Annotated in this window: 17 protein-coding genes; 12 read left to right on the forward strand and 5 right to left on the reverse strand. The window is 71.4% G+C overall.

The genetic code is table 11. The features are described from left to right. Nucleotides 1–27: 27 nt before the first annotated feature. From alaS to AB0H93_RS34135, 4 genes are read left to right on the forward strand one after another with little or no spacing between them, the layout of a single operon-like run. Complete coding sequence (alaS, locus tag AB0H93_RS34120) at nt 28–2,700, forward strand: alanine--tRNA ligase (RefSeq protein ID WP_358578591.1); 2,673 nt, start codon at nt 28–30, stop codon at nt 2,698–2,700. Further along, a complete protein-coding gene (ruvX, locus tag AB0H93_RS34125; RefSeq protein WP_132493843.1) occupies nt 2,697–3,167 on the forward strand; it encodes a Holliday junction resolvase RuvX in 471 nt (156 codons plus the stop codon). The genes alaS and ruvX overlap by 4 nt, the downstream gene beginning before the upstream one ends. Then, a complete protein-coding gene (gene mltG, locus AB0H93_RS34130) occupies nt 3,164–4,366 on the forward strand; it encodes an endolytic transglycosylase MltG (protein WP_358578594.1) in 1,203 nt (400 codons plus the stop codon). The genes ruvX and mltG overlap by 4 nt, the downstream gene beginning before the upstream one ends. Beyond that, complete coding sequence (locus AB0H93_RS34135; RefSeq protein WP_358578596.1) at nt 4,353–5,207, forward strand: shikimate dehydrogenase; 855 nt, start codon at nt 4,353–4,355, stop codon at nt 5,205–5,207. Before mltG ends, AB0H93_RS34135 begins: the two co-directional genes overlap by 14 nt. A 99-nt stretch (nt 5,208–5,306) precedes the next feature. Here the strand turns inward: AB0H93_RS34135 and AB0H93_RS34140 are convergent, their stop codons facing one another. The 3 genes from AB0H93_RS34140 to AB0H93_RS34150 are packed head-to-tail and all read right to left on the reverse strand — an operon-like array spanning nt 5,307 to nt 7,697. Beyond that, complete coding sequence (locus tag AB0H93_RS34140) at nt 5,307–5,576, reverse strand: HPr family phosphocarrier protein (RefSeq protein WP_358578598.1); 270 nt, start codon at nt 5,574–5,576, stop codon at nt 5,307–5,309. 43 nt (nt 5,577–5,619) lie between these two features. Beyond that, complete coding sequence (locus AB0H93_RS34145; RefSeq protein ID WP_358578600.1) at nt 5,620–6,882, reverse strand: PTS transporter subunit EIIC; 1,263 nt, start codon at nt 6,880–6,882, stop codon at nt 5,620–5,622. Further along, nucleotides 6,879–7,697: a GntR family transcriptional regulator gene (locus tag AB0H93_RS34150; protein WP_358578707.1), complete on the reverse strand. Its 819-nt coding sequence runs from the start codon at nt 7,695–7,697 to the stop codon at nt 6,879–6,881. Before AB0H93_RS34150 ends, AB0H93_RS34145 begins: the two co-directional genes overlap by 4 nt. A 326-nt stretch (nt 7,698–8,023) precedes the next feature. Here AB0H93_RS34150 and AB0H93_RS34155 point away from each other — a divergent pair, with 326 nt between their 5' ends. The 8 genes from AB0H93_RS34155 (at nt 8,024) to AB0H93_RS34190 (ending at nt 14,869) form a co-directional block, all read left to right on the forward strand. Continuing rightward, entirely contained in the window at nt 8,024–8,260 is a 237-nt protein-coding gene (locus AB0H93_RS34155) for a glucose PTS transporter subunit EIIB (RefSeq protein WP_132493847.1), read from the forward strand. Next, nucleotides 8,257–8,712 (forward strand): PTS glucose transporter subunit IIA, encoded by a 456-nt coding sequence (locus AB0H93_RS34160; RefSeq protein WP_358578603.1) that lies wholly within the window; start codon nt 8,257–8,259, stop codon nt 8,710–8,712. The genes AB0H93_RS34155 and AB0H93_RS34160 overlap by 4 nt, the downstream gene beginning before the upstream one ends. Before the next feature lie 165 nt (nt 8,713–8,877). Continuing rightward, nucleotides 8,878–9,489, forward strand: coding sequence for an A24 family peptidase (locus AB0H93_RS34165; protein ID WP_358578605.1), 612 nt, complete (start codon nt 8,878–8,880; stop codon nt 9,487–9,489). Between the two features lie 215 nt (nt 9,490–9,704). Further along, nucleotides 9,705–10,910 carry a chorismate synthase gene (gene aroC, locus AB0H93_RS34170; protein ID WP_358578607.1) on the forward strand — a complete coding sequence of 402 codons (1,206 nt, stop codon included), beginning with the start codon at nt 9,705–9,707 and terminating at the stop codon, nt 10,908–10,910. After that, a complete protein-coding gene (locus AB0H93_RS34175; protein WP_358578609.1) occupies nt 10,910–11,434 on the forward strand; it encodes a shikimate kinase in 525 nt (174 codons plus the stop codon). Before aroC ends, AB0H93_RS34175 begins: the two co-directional genes overlap by 1 nt. 27 nt (nt 11,435–11,461) lie before the next feature. Further along, a complete protein-coding gene (gene aroB, locus AB0H93_RS34180) occupies nt 11,462–12,571 on the forward strand; it encodes a 3-dehydroquinate synthase (RefSeq protein ID WP_358578612.1) in 1,110 nt (369 codons plus the stop codon). After that, the gene (aroQ, locus tag AB0H93_RS34185) at nt 12,568–13,002 is read left to right on the forward strand and encodes a type II 3-dehydroquinate dehydratase (RefSeq protein ID WP_093275281.1); all 435 of its coding nucleotides are present in this window, start codon (nt 12,568–12,570) and stop codon (nt 13,000–13,002) included. Before aroB ends, aroQ begins: the two co-directional genes overlap by 4 nt. A gap of 397 nt (nt 13,003–13,399) precedes the next feature. After that, a complete protein-coding gene (locus tag AB0H93_RS34190; RefSeq protein ID WP_358578614.1) occupies nt 13,400–14,869 on the forward strand; it encodes a beta-xylosidase in 1,470 nt (489 codons plus the stop codon). Here the strand turns inward: AB0H93_RS34190 and AB0H93_RS34195 are convergent, their stop codons facing one another. Further along, entirely contained in the window at nt 14,870–15,667 is a 798-nt protein-coding gene (locus AB0H93_RS34195; RefSeq protein ID WP_358578616.1) for a putative hydro-lyase, read from the reverse strand. It lies immediately after the preceding gene. 382 nt (nt 15,668–16,049) lie between these two features. Further along, on the reverse strand, nt 16,050–16,727 hold the full coding sequence (locus AB0H93_RS34200) for a transposase (RefSeq protein WP_358578618.1): 678 nt from the start codon (nt 16,725–16,727) through the stop codon (nt 16,050–16,052). Between the last annotated feature and the right edge of the window lie 10 nt (nt 16,728–16,737).

Consider the following 16,737-nt stretch of genomic DNA (forward strand, 5'->3'; position numbering starts at 1 on the left):
CCGTCACCCGAGTTCCGAGGACCCACCGTGCAGACCCACGAGATCAACAACCGGTTCACCGAGCACTTCCGCGGCCGCGGCCACACCGTGGTGCCCAGCGCGTCGCTGATCCTGGACGACCCGACGCTGCTGTTCGTCAACGCCGGGATGGTGCAGTTCAAGCCCTACTTCCTGGGTGAGGCGCCGGCCCCGTACCCGCGGGCCACCAGCATCCAGAAGTGCGTGCGCACCGGCGACATCGACGAGGTCGGCAAGACGACCCGGCACAACACGTTCTTCCAGATGGCGGGCAACTTCTCCTTCGGCGATTACTTCAAAGAAGGCGCCATGGGGTACGCCTGGGAGCTGCTCACCAAGTCCCAGGCCGACGGCGGCTACGGCTTCGACCCGGAGCGGCTGTGGGTGACCGTCTACGAGAAGGACGACGAGGCGGCCCAGCTGTGGCAGAAGGTCGCCGGCGTGCCCGCCGAGCGGATCCAGACCCGCGACGGCAAGGACAACTACTGGGACATGGGCGTGCCCGGTCCCGGCGGCCCGTGCTCGGAGATCTACTACGACCGCGGCCCGAAGTACGGCCGCGAGGGCGGCCCGGTCGCCGACGAGGACCGCTACATCGAGATCTGGAACCTGGTGTTCATGCAGGACATCAGGGGTGAGCAGTCGCCGAAGCTGGGGCACCCGCCGATCGGCACGCTGCCGACCAAGAACATCGACACCGGCATGGGCGTCGAGCGGGTGGCGTGCCTGCTGCAGGGCGTGGAGAACGTCTACGAGACCGACCTGGTCCGCCCGGTGATCGCCAAGGCCGAGGAGCTCTCCGGCCGTCGCTACGGCGCGAACCACGAGGACGACGTGCGGTTCCGCGTCATCGCCGACCACGCCCGCTCCGGCGTGATGCTGGTCGGCGACGGCGTCACCCCCGGCAACGAGGCCCGCGGCTACGTGCTGCGGCGGTTGCTGCGCCGGATCATCCGCTCCACCCGCCTGCTGGGCGTGCAGGAGCCGGTGCTCGGCGAGTTCAGCAAGGTCGTGCGCGACGCGATGGCGCCGAGCTACCCCGAGCTGGTCACCGAGTTCGACCGCATCGACTCGGTGATGCGCAACGAGGAAGACGCCTTCCTGACCACCCTGACGGCGGGCTCGAAGATCTTCGACGTCGCGGTGGCCGAGACCAAGAAGGCCGGCGGCAAGCAGCTGGCCGGTGAGCAGGCCTTCCAGCTGCACGACACCTACGGCTTCCCGATCGACCTGACGCTGGAGATGGCCTCCGAGCAGGGCCTGACCGTCGACGAGCAGGGCTTCCGGAACCTGATGGCCGAGCAGCGCCGCCGGGCCAAGGAGGACGCCAAGGCGCGCAAGACCGGCCACGGCGACCTGTCCACCTACCGGACGCTGCTGGACCAGCACGGCACCACCGAGTTCATCGGCTACACCGACCTGCAGTCGCACAGCCGGGTGCTGGGCCTGCTGGTCGACGGGCAGCCGGCGAAGTCCGCCGCCGCGGGCACCGAGGTCGAGCTGGTCCTGGACCGCACCCCGTTCTACGCCGAGGGCGGTGGCCAGATCGCCGACACCGGCCGGTTGGTCGGTCCCGGTGTGGCCGTCGAGGTGCACGACGTGCAGCGCGCGGTCCCGGGCCTGTTCGTGCACCGCGCCAAGGTCGTCGAGGGCGAGCTCGGCGTGGACACCGCGCTGGAGGCCGCCGTCGACGTCGCGCGGCGCCACGCGATCGAGCGGTCGCACTCCGCCACCCACCTCGTGCACGCGGCGGTGCGCAGCGCCTACGGCAAGCGCGCCGCGCAGGCCGGTTCGCTGAACTCGCCCGGCCGGATGCGCTTCGACTTCACCGCCCCGTCCGCGGTGTCGACCGCCGTCCTCACCGGGGTTGAGGAAGAGGTCAACGACTACCTGCAGAGCGACGTCGAGGTGCAGGCCTACACCACGACGATGGACCGGGCCATGGAGCTCGGTGCCGTCGCGCTGTTCGGCGAGAAGTACGGCGACCAGGTCCGCGTCGTCGACATGGGCGACTACTCCCGCGAGCTGTGCGGCGGTACCCACGTGCCGAGCATCGCCCGCCTCGGCGTGGTCAAGCTGGTCGCCGACTCCTCCGTGGGTTCCGGCGTGCACCGCGTCGAAGCGCTGGTCGGCATGGACGCGATGCGCCACATCAGCAAGGAGCACCTGCTGGTCAGCCAGCTCGCCGAGCAGTTCAAGGTGCCGGCCGACGAGCTGCCGGAGCGCATCCAGGGCGTGGTGTCCCGGCTGCGCAGCGCGGAGAAGGAGCTGCACCAGCTGCGCATCGCGCAGGTCCTGCAGTCCGCGGGCGAGCTCGCCGACAAGGGCACCGACGTGCACGGCGTGACGCTGGTGGCCGAGCAGGTGCCGGACGGCGTGGACGGCAACGCGCTGCGCGCGCTGGCCGGTGAGATCCGCGGCCGGCTCGGCTCCCGCCCGTCCGTGGTGGCGCTGTTCTCCGCCGAAGAGGGCAAGGTCAGCTTCGTGGTCGGCGCCAACGACGCCGCGCGGGACAAGGGCATCGCGGCGGGCAAGCTGGTGCCCGGCTTCGCGGCCGAGGTCGGCGGGCGCGGCGGCGGCAAGCCGGACATGGCGCAGGGCGGCGGCACGAACCCCGCCGGCATCACCGCGGCGATCGCGGCGCTGCGCACGGCCCTGGACCAGGTGGTGGCTGGCGGGTGACCGAACACCGGCAGGCGGACCCCGGACCGGGACGTCGGCTCGGCGTCGACGTGGGTGCGGTCCGGGTCGGTGTCGCGCTCAGCGACCCCGCCCCGATGCTGGCGACCCCGCTGGTCACCCTGCGGCGGGATGCCGACGGCGACACCGATCTCGCGCAGCTGGCCGAGCTCGTCGCCGAACACGAGGTGGTGGAAGTCGTGGTCGGCCTGCCCAAGACGCTGGCAGGCCGGCACGGAACCGCGGCGGAGACGGCGCAGTCCTACGGGGCGGCGCTCGCGGAGCGGATCGCGCCGGTGCCGGTGCGGTTCGCCGACGAGCGGCTGACCACCGTGACGGCCAGCCGGATGCTGTCGCAACGCGGGGTGCGGGGGAAGAAGCAGCGAGCCGTGGTCGACCAGGCGGCCGCGGTGGAGATCTTGCAGGCGTTCCTGGACAGTCGGGGGAAGACACGAGAGGACCTTTCGTGACCGACGATCTCGGATTGTTCGCGGACGAGCCCGACGAGCGGCAGCGACGCGCCCCCGACCCGGAACGGTTCCGCCGTCGCAAGCGGCGCCGCCTGGTGACCGCGTTGGCCAGCCTGTTCGTGCTGGTGCTGGTCGGTTTCGGCGTGCTGTACGCCACCAGTCAGCTGATGCAGATCGGCTCCTACGAGGACTACGCGGGCGAAGGCGCCGGTGACGTCGTCATCGAGATCAAGGCCGGGGAGACGGTCAGCGCCATCGGCCGCAACCTCGCCGAGAAGGACGTGGTGGCCAGCACCAAGGCGTTCACCAAGGCCGCCGAGCCCAACCGGCAGATCAACAGCATCCAGCCGGGCTACTACCTGATGCGCAACAAGATGTCCGGCGAGGCCGCCGTGGCGCACATCCTGTCGCCGGCGGCGAAGGTCGGCCGGGTGGACATCCGCGCCGGCATGCGGCTGGAGGACCAGCTGGCGCCCGACAACGGCCACACGCCGGGTGTCCTGACCAAGCTCGCCGAAGCCACCTGCGCCGGGGCCAACCCCAACTGCATCACCTCCGAGGAGATGCACCGGGTCGCCGCGACCGCCGACCTGGCGTCGCTCGGCGTGCCGCAGTGGGCGATCGCCGACGCCTCCAAGGCCGAGCCGAAGCGGCGTCTGGAAGGCCTGATCATGCCCGGCCTCTACGACGTGAAGCCCGGCGAGACCGCGGAGAACGTGCTGCGCGACGTGGTCACCCGGTCCGCGGCGGCGCTCGAGGTCGCCGGACTGCCGAAGGCCGCCGAGGGCAGCCGCTACAGCCCGTACGAGCTGCTCAAGATCGCGTCGCTGGTGCAGAGCGAAGGCATCACCAAGGACTTCGGGCAGATCTCGCGGGTGATCCACAACCGGCTCGCGCCGCCCGCGATGCACCTCGGGCTGGACTCCACGATCAACTACCCGCTGGACAAGCCGTCGCTGCTGACCAGGCCGGAGGACCGGGAACTGCCGGGCGCGTACAACACGTACAAGAACTACGGCCTGCCGCCGACGCCGATCTCGGCGGTCAGCAAGGAAGCGGTCCAGGCAGCGGAAACGCCCGCCGACGGCACCTGGAAGTACTTCGTCAAGTGCTACCCGGACGGCACCTCCTGCTTCGCCAACACGCCGCAGGAGCACGAGGCCTACATCGACGAGGCGCGGGCCCGTGGCGCGTTCTGAGCCGCGGCGGGCAGCGGTGCTCGGTTCACCGATCGAGCACTCGCTGTCCCCGGTGCTGCACGGCGCCGCCTACGCCGCGCTCGGCCTGGACGACTGGACCTACGAGCGAGTGGAGGCCGACGCCGACCGGCTCGTCGAGTTCGTCGCCGGGCTCGGCCCCGAGTGGGCCGGGCTGTCGGTGACCATGCCCGGCAAGCGAGCGGCGCTGGGCGTCGCGAGCGAGGTCAGCGAGCGGGCGGCGGCGGTCGGAGCGGCGAACACCCTGGTGCACCGGCCCGACGGCAGCTGGGCCGCGGACTGCACCGACGTCGACGGAGTCGTCGGGGCGCTGCGCAGCGCGGGCGGATTCACCACCGGCCACAGCGGGCTGGTCCTGGGAGCCGGCGGCACCGCCGCCGCGGCCCTGGCCGCGCTCGCGGAGCTCGGGCTGAGCGAAGCGACGCTCGCGGTGCGCGAGCCCGCGCGAGCGCGCGACGCGGCCGAGACCGCGGAGCGGGTCGGGCTGCGGGTGCGCGTGGAGCGGCTGGACCGCGTCGCGCTCGCGGACGCCGCGGCAGCGGCGGACGTCGTGGTGTCGACGCTCCCGGCAGGGGCGTTGGACGCGCAAGCGGCGGAGCTGGCGAAGGCCGCGTGCGTGCTGGACGTCGTCTACCACCCGTGGCCGACGCCGCTGGCCGCCGCGGTCACCGCGGCCGGCGGGCGGATCGCCACCGGGCTGGACATGCTGCTGCACCAGGCCTTCGGGCAGGTCGAGCAGTTCACCGGGCGCCCGGCACCCCGCGAGGCCATGCGCGATGCCCTCGCCGCCGCCACCGGCGGCGAACTCCCGCTCCCGCTCTGACCGCAATTTCCATTGAAATCGAAGGTTCGATTTCAATGGAAATTGCGGGCGACGAACGGCCCCTCCCCGGGGTGGGAGGGGCCGTTCGCGTTCTTCGGGTCAGTTGTTGTCGAGGTCCGAGGCGACCAGCTGGGCGAGGTGGTCCAGCGCCGCTTCCGCGCCGTCGCCCTCGGCCGCGAGCACGACCTCGTCGCCGTGGCCCGCGCCCAGCGTCATCAGGCCCAGGATGCTGCCCGCCTCCACCGGCTCCGTGTCGTCCTTGCGGATCGTGATCTTCACGGGCTGCGCTGCGGCGGCCTTGGCCACTAGTGCCGCCGGCCGCGCGTGCAGCCCCACCTTGCTTGCCACGGTGACCCGTCGCTCGAACATGGCTCTCCGTTCGTCGGGGGAATGGGGAAACGCCGGCCGGGGATCAGCTCTTGTCGGGGCCCGACTTGGCTTCCTCACCAGCATTATCCGTGCTGGTCTCGGTGGTTTCCGTGTCGTCCTCCTCACGGCCCGGGGTGCGCAGGTTCCACTTCGTGATCACGAACCGGAACACGAAGTAGTAGATGACCGCGTAGCCCAGGCCGATCGGGATCAGCCACAGCGAGTTCTGCGAGATGCCGAAGTTGAGCAGGTAGTCGATGGCGCCTGCGGAGAACCCGAACCCGGAGTGGATGTCCAGGGCGTTGACCAGCGCCATCGAGGTGCCGGTGAGCACCGCGTGGACCAGCAGCAGCGGCCAGGCCACGAAGATGAACGCGAACTCCAGCGGCTCGGTGATGCCGGTGAGGAACGAGGTCAGCGCGACCGAGATCATGATGCCGCCGACGACCTTGCGCTGCGACGGCTTCGCGCACTGCCAGATGGCCAGCGCCGCCGCGGGCAGGGCGAACATGAAGATCGGGAAGAAGCCGGTCATGAAGGTGCCCGCGGTCGGGTCACCGGCGAAGAAGCGGGCGATGTCGCCCTTCTCACCGTGGTAGTCGCCGAAGAGGAACCAGACCACGTTGTTCGGGATGTGGTGCAGGCCGAACGGCAGCAGCAGCCGGTTGATCACGCCGTAGACGCCGCCGCCGATCACCGCGTTCTGGGTGACCGCGTCGCTGAAGGCGGTCAGCGCGGTGTCGAAGATCGGGAACAGCAGGCCCATGATCACGCCGGCGATCACCATGGCGAACGCCGTGATGATGGGCACGAACCGCCGCCCGCCGAAGAAGCCCAGGTAGGCGGGCAGCTTGATGCGGTGGTAGCGCTGCCACAGCCAGGCCGCGGTCAATCCGGCGACGATGCCGCCGAGCACGCCGTACGGGCCCTTGTTGAATGCCTTGTCCGCCTCGGTGCCGGTGATCTCCCAGAGCACGCCCGAGAGCACCAGGTAGCCGACCGCGCCCGCCAGCGCCGTGGAGCCGTCGGCCTTCTTCGCGAAGCCGATCGCCACACCGATCGCGAACAGCAGCGGCAGGTAGTTGAACAGCGAGTTGCCCGCCGCGCCGATCACGCCGGCCACGGGCTGCATCCAGGGCAGCAGCGCCCCGAGGCCCTCCTTGCCGAGCAGGTCGTCCTGGCCGAGGCGGTTCAGCAGTGCGGCGGCGGGCAGGACCGCGATCGGCAGCATCAGGCTCCGGCCGAGCCGTTGCAGCAGGGCGAATCCCTTTCTGTCGCCCTTCGCCGCGGTGGCGTTGGCACTCATCGGTTACCTCCTGTGTCGTGGACACCGGGTCGTCTGGCGGGATGTTCGCGTCCGGTCGGCCCGGTCGGCCGCCTGGACGGGCGGTGGTGGCCGGAGCCGCTCGGGATGCGGTCCAGCTGCATCGTCACCTGGTACAGGTCGCCGCGGTACCAGGAAGTCATGTCCTCGATCGGGCGGCCCTGGGCCGTGGAGATCCGGCGGAACACCAGGACCGGGCTGCCGGTGCGGACGCCGAGCAGCCGCGCGGTCTCGGCGTCGGCGCCCTCGGCGAGCACGGTCTGCGTGCCGCTTTCCAGCTGCACCTCGTAGTTGCGGGCCAGCAGGGTGTAGAGCGAGTCGGACAGGTCGTGGTCGAGCAGGCCGGGCAGCAGCCCGGCGTGGTACCAGCCGCGTTCCACCGCCATCGGCGCACCGTCGGCCTTGCGCAGCCGGTACAGCCAGTACGCGGGCTGGTCGGACCGGAGTCCGAGCGCTTCGGCGGTGGTCGGCGGCGGGATCGCCTCGGTCGCGTCGAGCAGCACCGTCTCCGGCTGCATGCCGCGGCGGCGCATGTCCTCGGTGAACGAGGCGAGGTGCAGTTGGGAATCCACCCGGGGCCGGGTGGTGAAGGTGCCCTTGCCGCGGACCCGCACCAGCAGACCCTCGGCGACGAGCTGCCCGACCGCCTCGCGGACGGTGAGCCGGGAGACGCCGTAGCGCACCGCGAGGTCGCGTTCCGACGGCACCGGCGAACCGGGCAGCAGTTCTTCGCTCGCCAGCTCGCGCAGGATTTCCCGCAGCTGGGCGTGCTTCGGCGTCGGGCCGTCGCGCAGCACGTCAGTCACGCCCTCGGGGCGGGGACTGCCGTCCGCGGTTCGCCGTGCGGCCACGCTGCCTCCATCGGTCTTGCTGGACATCGACGTCCGGTGCCCGGGGGCACCCGGCGCCGGTCGATCGCGAACGGATCGGATCCGGTGCTGTTCACTGGTCCTGCCGAGTTGGTACTGTCCGGTCTAAACCAGTCGGTTGCGAACAATGCGCTTTCATGCGATCGAGTGTCAAGACGGCTCGCGATTCGTTGCCGCATCGACACCGAGTGGCGCAAGATCGTCGCGACGCGGTGCGCAACGCCCGCGTCGTCGGAGGACGAAGGGAGCACGGGGTGGCTCAGGACAAGGCCGCGGCAATCCTCGCCGCACTCGGCGGCGGGGACAACGTGGTGGAGATCGAGCCGTGCATCACGCGGCTCCGCTGCGAGGTCGAAGACGGTTCGAAGATCGACGAAGCGGCCCTGAAGGCCGCCGGGGCGCACGGCGTGATGGTGCAGGGCTCCGTCGTGCAGGTCGTCGTCGGCCCGGAGGCGGACACGCTGGCCGAGGACATCGAGGACCTGCGGTGAGCACGGAGGTCGGCAGCCCGGTTGCTGGCCTGGCCACCGCGCTCAGCGAGGTGCCCGACCCGGTCTTCTCGCAGGCCATGGTGGGCCCGGGGGTGGCGGTGCAGCCGTCCGGCGGGCGGGCCGACGCGGTCGCGCCGGTGGCCGGCACGATCGCGACGCTGCACCCGCACGCCTTCGTGGTCGCCTCGCCCGGCGGCGCCGCGGTGCTGGTGCACCTGGGCATCGACACGGTGAAGCTGAAGGGCGAGGGCTTCGAGCTGCACGTCGCCAAGGGCGACGTCGTCGAGGCCGGCCAGCGCATCGTCACCTGGGACCCGGCCGAGGTGGAGTCGCACGGCTACTCGTCGATCTGCCCGGTCATCGCGCTGGACATCGCGCCGGAGGCCCTGGTGGACGTCCGCGAGGACGGCCAGGTCGTCACGGGCGACACCCTGTTCACGGTGGACGCCTGAGCCTCGCGCGGGCTTGCGGCGCGTCAGGTTTTGAAGCGAACGGCCTGTTCGCCTCGCTAGGTGAGGCGAACAGGCCGTTCGCTCGTTCGCGGCGGGGTTCCCGACACGCGCGGTTTCGCGGATCGGGTGCGCGGGGTTCCGGATCGGCGCGTCGATGCTGGTGCGATGGTCGTGTTGATCGGGATCGCCGGTGGTGCAGCGGGTTTCGGCGCGGGCCGGCTCGGGCGGCTCTTGTTGTGCTCGGCGCGCAGGGGTGTCCGGCCGCCCCGGATGTGGTGCGAGGTGGCGGTGGGTCTGCTGTGGACGGTGGTGGCCGTGCGCGCGGCGACCGGGATGCCGTTGTGGTGGGTGGCGGTGCCGCTGTTGCTCGGCTGGCTCGCGGTGCTGCTGACGGCGTGCGATGTGCTCGCCTCGCGGCTGCCCGATGTGCTGACCCTGCCCGCGTATCCGGTCGCCGCGGTGCTGCTGGCCGTCGCGGCGGTGCCCAGGCCGGATGTGCTGCTCGGCGGCGCCGCCGGTGCGGTGGTGTTCGCCGGGACGTACCTGCTGGTGCGCGTGGTGTCGCCGGGGGCGATGGGGCCGGGTGACGTGAAGCTGGCGGGCAGCCTCGGCGCCGTGGTGGGCGCGGTCTCGTTGCCCGCGGTGCTGTTCGTGATGGCGGCCGCGGCGGCGTTGACGCTGGTGGCGGCGCTCTGGGCGAGGATCGGCGGCGTCCCGCACGGCCCCGCGATGCTCGCGCCGGCCTGGCTCGTCACCGCCTTCGCCCCGTGGCCGTGAGCAGGCGGAACTCGTGGGCCGGGTCGCCGCTGCTCATCCTGGTCGTGAGCCTCCCGGGCCTGGCGTTCTTGATGTCGGGGATCCCACAGCGAGACGGCGACCGCAATTCCCGCAGGGGGCCGCTACCCCCACCGCCACGCAGGATGAGTTCGGGAACGAGCAAGTGCAGGACCCCGGGCGGGTTCAGCCGGGACTGAACGTGGCAGGATCTATGTGTGCTGCGTTGGATGACCGCTGGAGAATCGCATGGCCCCGCCCTGGTTGCGGTGCTGGAAGGCATGGTGGCCGGGGTCGAGGTGACCTCCGCCGACATCGCGACCCAGTTGGAGCGGCGCAAACTCGGTTTTGGCCGCAGCCCCCGGATGAACTTCGAGGCCGATGAGCTGGAGCTGATCGGCGGCGTCCGGCACGGGCGGACCCAGGGCGGCCCGGTCGCGATCCGCATCGGCAACACCGAGTGGCCCAAGTGGGAGCAGGTGATGGCCGCCGACCCGGTCGACGAGGACGTGCTGTCGTCGCTGGCCCGCAACGCGCCGCTGACCCGCCCCCGGCCCGGGCACGCCGACCTCGCCGGGATGCAGAAGTACGGCTTCGAAGAGGCCCGGCCGGTGCTGGAGCGCGCGAGCGCCCGCGAGACCGCTGCCCGCGTCGCCGTCGGCACCGTCGCCCGGCAGTTCCTGCGGCAGCTGCTCGGCGTGGAGATCGTCAGCCACGTCATCAGCCTCGGCGGCGTCGACGCCACGCACGACGTGCTGCCCGGCCCGGACGACCTGGACGCCATCGACCACAACCCGGTGCGCGCCTTCGGCGACGACGCCACCGAGAAGATGATGGCCGAGGTCGACGCGGCGAAGAAGGACGGCGACACCCTCGGCGGCGTCGTCGAGGTCATCGCCTACGGGCTGCCCCCGGGCATCGGTTCCCACGTGCACTGGGACCGCAAGCTCGACGCGCGGCTGGCCGGCGCGCTGATGAGCATCCAGGCGATCAAGGGCGTCGAGATCGGCGAGGGCTTCGCCAACGCGCACCGGCGCGGCAGCGCGGCGCACGACGAGATCTACCCGGACCAGGGCGCCAAGTGGGTCCGGCGGGACAGCAACCGGGCCGGCGGCCTGGAGGGCGGCATCACCAACGGCGAGCCGCTGATCGTCCGCGCCGCCAAGAAGCCGATCTCCAGCCTGCCGCGGGCACTGGCCACTGTGGACATGGTGACCGGCGAGCCGGCGCAGGCGATGCACCAGCGCTCCGACATCACGGCGGTGCCGCGTGCCGCGGTCGTCGCCGAGACCATGGTCGCGCTGGTCCTGGCGGAGGCCGTGCTGGAGAAGTTCGGCGGCGACTCGCTGCCGGAGACCCGCCGCAACGTCGAGGGCTACCTGGCCTCGCTGCGCGAGCGCGCCGAGAAGCGGCAGGTGCGGTGATGGCCCCGCGCGCCGTCGTGATCGGCCCGCCGGGCGCGGGCAAGACGACGATCGGCCGGCTGCTGGCGCAGCGCCTGGACGTGCCGTTCCGGGACACCGACGACGACATCGTGCGGACTGCGGGCCGGCCCATCTCCGACATCTTCGCCAACGACGGCGAGCCCGTTTTCCGGGCCATGGAAGAGGAAGCGGTCGCCGCGGCGCTGCGCGAGCACGACGGCGTGCTGGCGCTCGGCGGCGGCTCGGTGCTGTCCGAGCTCACCCGCGAGCGGCTGGCGGGGCATCCGGTCGTCTTCCTGTCCGTGGGCCTGGCCGAAGGCGCCAAGCGCGTCGGGCTGTCCACCGCGCGGCCGCTGCTGGCCGGGGTGAACCCGCGCGCCACCTTCAAGGCGCTGCTGGACGCGCGGCTGCCCATCTACCGCTCGGTGGCGTCCGTCGAGATCGCCACCGACCACGTGACGACCGGCGAGGTCGTGGAGCAGGTCGTCGCCGCGCTCGCCGCGAGCAGCACGCCGTCCAACTGATCAGAACTGAAGCCCGAAGGGACCATGATGACCGAGCCGGTGCGGATCAGGGTGGCCAGCCAGCAGCCCTACGACGTCGTGGTCGGCCGGGGACTGCTCGGCGAGCTCGTCGACTTCCTGCGCGACGCATCGGTGGTGGCGCTGGTGCACCAGCCCACCATCACCAACACCGTGGAAGCCGTGCGCGACGAGCTGGCCGCGGCCGGCGTGGACGCGCACCGGGTGGAGATCCCGGACGCCGAGGACGGCAAGAGCCTGCAGGTGGCCGGGTTCTGCTGGGAGGTCCTCGGCAAGGTCGGCATGGACCGCAACGGCGTCGTGGTGTCCTTCGGCGGCGGTGCGGTGACCGACCTCGCCGGGTTCGTCGCCGGGACCTGGATGCGCGGCGTGCGCGTGGTGCACGTGCCGACGACGTTGCTGGGCATGGTGGACGCCGCGGTCGGCGGCAAGGCCGGCATCAACACCGACGCGGGCAAGAACCTCGTCGGGCTGTTCCACGAGCCGAGCCTGGTGCTGGCCGACCTGGCGACGCTGGAGGGGCTGCCGCGCAACGAGCTCGTCGCCGGCATGGCCGAGATCGTCAAGGCGGGCTTCATCGCCGACCCGGAGATCCTGCGCCTCATCGAGGCCGGCCCGGCGGCGGCGACCGACCCGGCCGGCGACGTGCTGGGCGAGCTGGTGCGCCGGTCGATCCAGGTCAAGGCCGACGTGGTCGCCGCGGACCTGAAGGAATCGCACCTGCGCGAGGTGCTCAACTACGGCCACACCCTGGCCCACGCCATCGAGCGCCGGGAGCGCTACCGCTGGCGGCACGGCGCGGCGGTCAGCGTCGGGCTGGTGTTCGCCGCGGAGCTGGCCCGGCTCGCCGGGCGGCTGGACGACGAGACCGCCGACCGGCACAAGCGGGTCCTCGACCTGCTCGGCCTGCCCACCAGCTACGACCCGGACGCGCTCGGCCAGCTGCTGGAGGCGATGCGGGTGGACAAGAAGACCCGGTCCGGGGTGCTGCGGTTCGTCGTCCTGGACGGCCTCGCCAAGCCCGGCCGCCTGGAGGGCCCGGACCCGTCGCTGATCGCCGCCGCGTACTCGGCGGTCACCGGCGGCGAGGCCAGGTCGGGCTCGGAGGTGCTGCTGTGAAGGTGCTCGTCCTCAACGGGCCGAACCTCGGTCGGCTGGGCAAGCGGGAGCCGTCGGTCTACGGCAGCACGACCTACGCCGACCTGGTCGGGATGTGCGAGCGCGCGGGCGCGGAGCTGGGCGTCGAGGTGGAGGTCCGGCAGACCGACCACGAGGGCGAGATGGTCCAGTGGCTGCACGAGGCCGCCGACGAGCAGTGGCCGGTGGTGCTCAACGCGGGCGCGTGGACGCACTACTCGATCGCGGTGCGCGACGCGGCGGCGCAGCTCGCCGCCGACCTGATCGAGCTGCACATCTCCAACGTGCACAAGCGCGAGGAGTTCCGGCACGTCAGCTACCTGTCGGCGGTCTCCACCGCCGTCATCGCCGGGCTCGGCGTCGAGGGCTACCCGCTGGCCATCCGCTGGCTGGCCGACAAGGCGCGCAGCTAGTTCCCCTGGTCCGGGATCGTGAGTGCTTTGGGCTGCTGTAGAGGCTGTTTGGGATGTCGTGGTGTGAGGTGTGGTAGCGCGGGATTTGTCTTTGAAGCGGCGCAGCCGCTTAGCCCGCCCTCGCAGCTTGCACCGCTGCGGGTTCTCAGGGGTCTTCTCGCGAGGACAGCCCCGACGTGGTGAATTGGCTCATGAGTCGGGGATCCCACAGCGAGAAGGCGACCGTAATTCCCGCAGGGGGGCCGCTACCCGCACCGCCACGCAAGACGAGTTTGGAAACAGGCTCCATAGCGATCCAGAACACTCACGAACCGGACGTGCCTCGGTCCGTTCGGGATCTAAGTTGGGTGCAGGTGCCCTTCACCTCGGTGTTGGCGCGGGTCTGGGGGGAGCATCGGTGAGGGATCGGATCGGGCTGCGCTGGTTGGCCGCGCTGGCCGCCGTCGCGTTGCTGTCGGGTTGCACGCAGGTCGAGGGCGCGCCCGGCCCGCTGCCGCAGGCGGAGAAGCGGGTCGAGCCGCCGAAGGACCCGGTCGAGTTGGATGTCGGCGGCGAGCGCGGCAGCGCCGGGGTGGTGGCGGCCGGCGGGATGCCCGCGCCGTACAACTACGGACCGACCGTGCTCGTGGAGGACGGGAAGTACCGCACCTGGTGGTGCAGCCAGCTGCCCGGGGTCGGCCCGCCCGGTGACGACATCCTGACGGCCGAGTCGGGCAGCCCCGACGGCCCGTTCTTCGCCGCCGGCGGCGCGCCCGCGGTGCCGGTCTTCACCGGCCAGCCCGGCGCGTTCGACGGCATGCACACCTGCGATCCGTCGGTGTTGCGGGTCGACGGCCGCTACTACCTGTACTACACCGGCGCGGCGGGGGATCACGCGCACGGCAACGCCATAGGGGTGGCCAGCAGCGAGGACGGCCTGGCCTGGCGGCGGGAGGCCGGCGGCAGGCCGATCGTCCTGGCGTCCCGCGAGGTGAACCGGGAGAACGTCTACGGCGCGGGCCAGCCGTCCGCGCTGTACCTGGACGGCTGGTTCTACCTGATGTTCACCGACACCACGGCGTCCGGCGCGGGCTGGAACGGCGCGGGCCAGTTCGTGCTCCGCGCGCGCAATCCCGAGTTCACCGACCAGTTGCAGGCGTTGACGGAGCGGGGTTTCCAGCCGGCGGGCGCGCAGCGTTCGCGTTCGGTGGTGGACGCCTTCAGCGCGGACTGGATGTGGGTTCCGGCGCTGGACGCGTTCGCGATCGCCCACCAGACCTCGGCGGGCACCACGATCACCTTCTGGGACCGGGATTTCACCCGCCACCCCTACGAGCCGGTGGTCGTGCCCGGCCCCTGGCGGGAGGGCCCGGGCCTGGTCCGCAGCTCCGAAGGGCACGCCCCGGCGTCCACAGTGGATCCGTGCGGCACGGTTCCAGTGGACGTTCTCCGCGCCACTGCGGAGTTTCCGTCGCCGACCGATATCCGCCACTTCGGCATCGATGTCGCCGGTGCCGACGGGTGCCGGACGACCGCGCAGGCCGCGGCGGTCCTCGACGGGTTCGCGGTGCCGTCCCCGGCCCGCACCGTGGACGTGGTGCGGGCCGGCCAGCGGGTCCGCGTCGAGCGCCGCTCCGTCGCCGAGCAGCTGGTCACGAGGGTTCTCGACGAGCGGGTGCCCGCGCTGGACGAGCTCCCGGTGGCAGGCACCATCCGTTCCGCGGCGCCCGCCCTGCGGTCCCCGCAGGGCGCGGTCGGCCTGCTCGACGACAAGGGTCGGCTGTGGACGGTGACCGCGGAGGTGGCGGCCGCGAACGGTTCGCCGGTCACCGACGTCTCCCAGCAGGAGTGGGACGCGCGCACCCCGGCCGGTGACCTCCGCCGCTGATCAGCGCCCGGCGACCAGGTCCGCGACCCGCAGGTCGGTCAGGAACATGTAGCCGGGCGCGTGCGTGATCGCCAGCTCCGGGCGCGCCTCGGCGAGCACCGCCTGCGGCGTGACGCCGCACGCCCAGAACACCGGGACCTCGTCGGCTTCGAGCGGCATCGGGTCGCCCCAGTCCGGTGTGGACGGATCAGCGATGCCGAGCTCCGCCGGGTCGCCGACGTGCAGCGGCGCGCCGTGCGCGAACGGCAGCTCGGCCGTCACGGCGACGGCGCGCTCCACCTCGGACCGCCTGATCGCCCGCATGGACACCACCACCGGCCCGTGGAACCGGCCGACCGGCCGGCAGCGCAGCGACGTGCGGAACATCGGCACGTTCCCGCCGGTTTCCAGGTGGCGCAACCGAACCCCGGCGGCGAGCAGCCGTTCTTCCGCGCTGAAGCTGCAGCCGAGCAGGAAGGCGACGAAGTCGTCGCGCCAGAGCTCGCGCACGGAGTCCACTTCGGACTCTACGATGCCGTGCCGGTGCACCCGGTACTTCGGCAGGTCCGTGCGGAGATCGGCGTGCGGCGCCACCCGCAGCCGGTCCGCGACCCCGGGGGCGGTGGCCTCCAGCAGCGGCAGTGGCTGCGGGTTCTGCCGGCAGAACTCCGCGAACTCGTCCGCGAGCTCGCCGGGGAGGACGGCCAGGTTCGCCTGCACGTAGCCGGCGCAGAGGCCGGTCGTGACGGCGCGCCAAGCCCCGGCCCGGATGCTCTCCCGTGCCGCCGCCGGCGTGGATTCCGCTGTGATGGAAGGCATTTCGGCACCCTTCAGTCGAGGTCGGCGTCGCGGGTTTCCGGCCCGCGCAGCGCGCCGACCGCGGTCAGCACCCCGCCCAGCACGATCAGCACGATCGGCGTGTATTCGTACGGCATGCGGCGAGTCAGGCCGAGGGCAAGCTTGTGCCGGTGTTGCCGGTGAGCAGTTCGCGTAGTCGGGGAAGTCGGCCTGCTTGACAGAAAATGTCGATTGTGGATGGTGAATGCAGAGGCGGCCGTTTGAACGGTTCGCCGATCGCCTAGCAGGAGTGGCACGAGCACCGGGCCGGCGACCTCCTCTGCTGACGGTCTACGCCGGTCGGTAGAGGTCGACGTCGAGCGAAATCGAATCACTTATTGATCTGGATGGCAAAAATGTGATGTCAAGCGGCGTAGCGGACCGCGGGTTTGCCAAAGTAAGAGCAAACTCGGCCAGGCAATTCTTGTAGCCGGTGGAGGAAGGAACGGACCGCGTGCTCCAACTCGGCGGGGGTTTTCGGGGCTGCGTTGGTGGACACGGCGCGTTTGAGGTTGGCATTGAGGATCACGTCCGGGTTCAGCTCGGGGCTGTATCCGGGTGGGCAGTCCATCTCGATCGCCTCGGCGTGCACACCGATCCATTGCTGGACGATCTTGCGGCGGTGGACGGGGTGTCCGTCGACGATCAGATGGACCTTGCGGCCCAGGTAGCGGGTCAGCCGGTCCAGGAATGGCAGGAACACCCTGGCATTGAACGACCCCGGCGTAGACGGTGAAGTGCAGCTCGCCCCGGTCAGCCCAAACGTGGTCGGGACGTGCTCAGCCACCGCATACCGCAGCCTGCGCTGCTGGTGGGCGCTCAATGCTTTTTGCTCACCGGGCTTGCGACCCCGTCGACGCTGGCAAGCCGCTTCGGACCGCCTTTTCACCACGCCCACACCCACCTGGACACCGACTGCGGCGCCACCGCAAACACCCGCGCCACCTCGGACTGAGTCATCCCACCTTGGACAGTCGTGAGACCACCCTGCGCTGCAAATCCTCCTGTGCTTCAAGGGATAACCTCCGCGCGTCCCGCACACCAGCGATCAT

The organism is Saccharopolyspora sp. NPDC050642 (genome assembly GCF_040654735.1).
Taxonomy (GTDB): domain Bacteria; phylum Actinomycetota; class Actinomycetes; order Mycobacteriales; family Pseudonocardiaceae; genus Saccharopolyspora; species Saccharopolyspora elongata.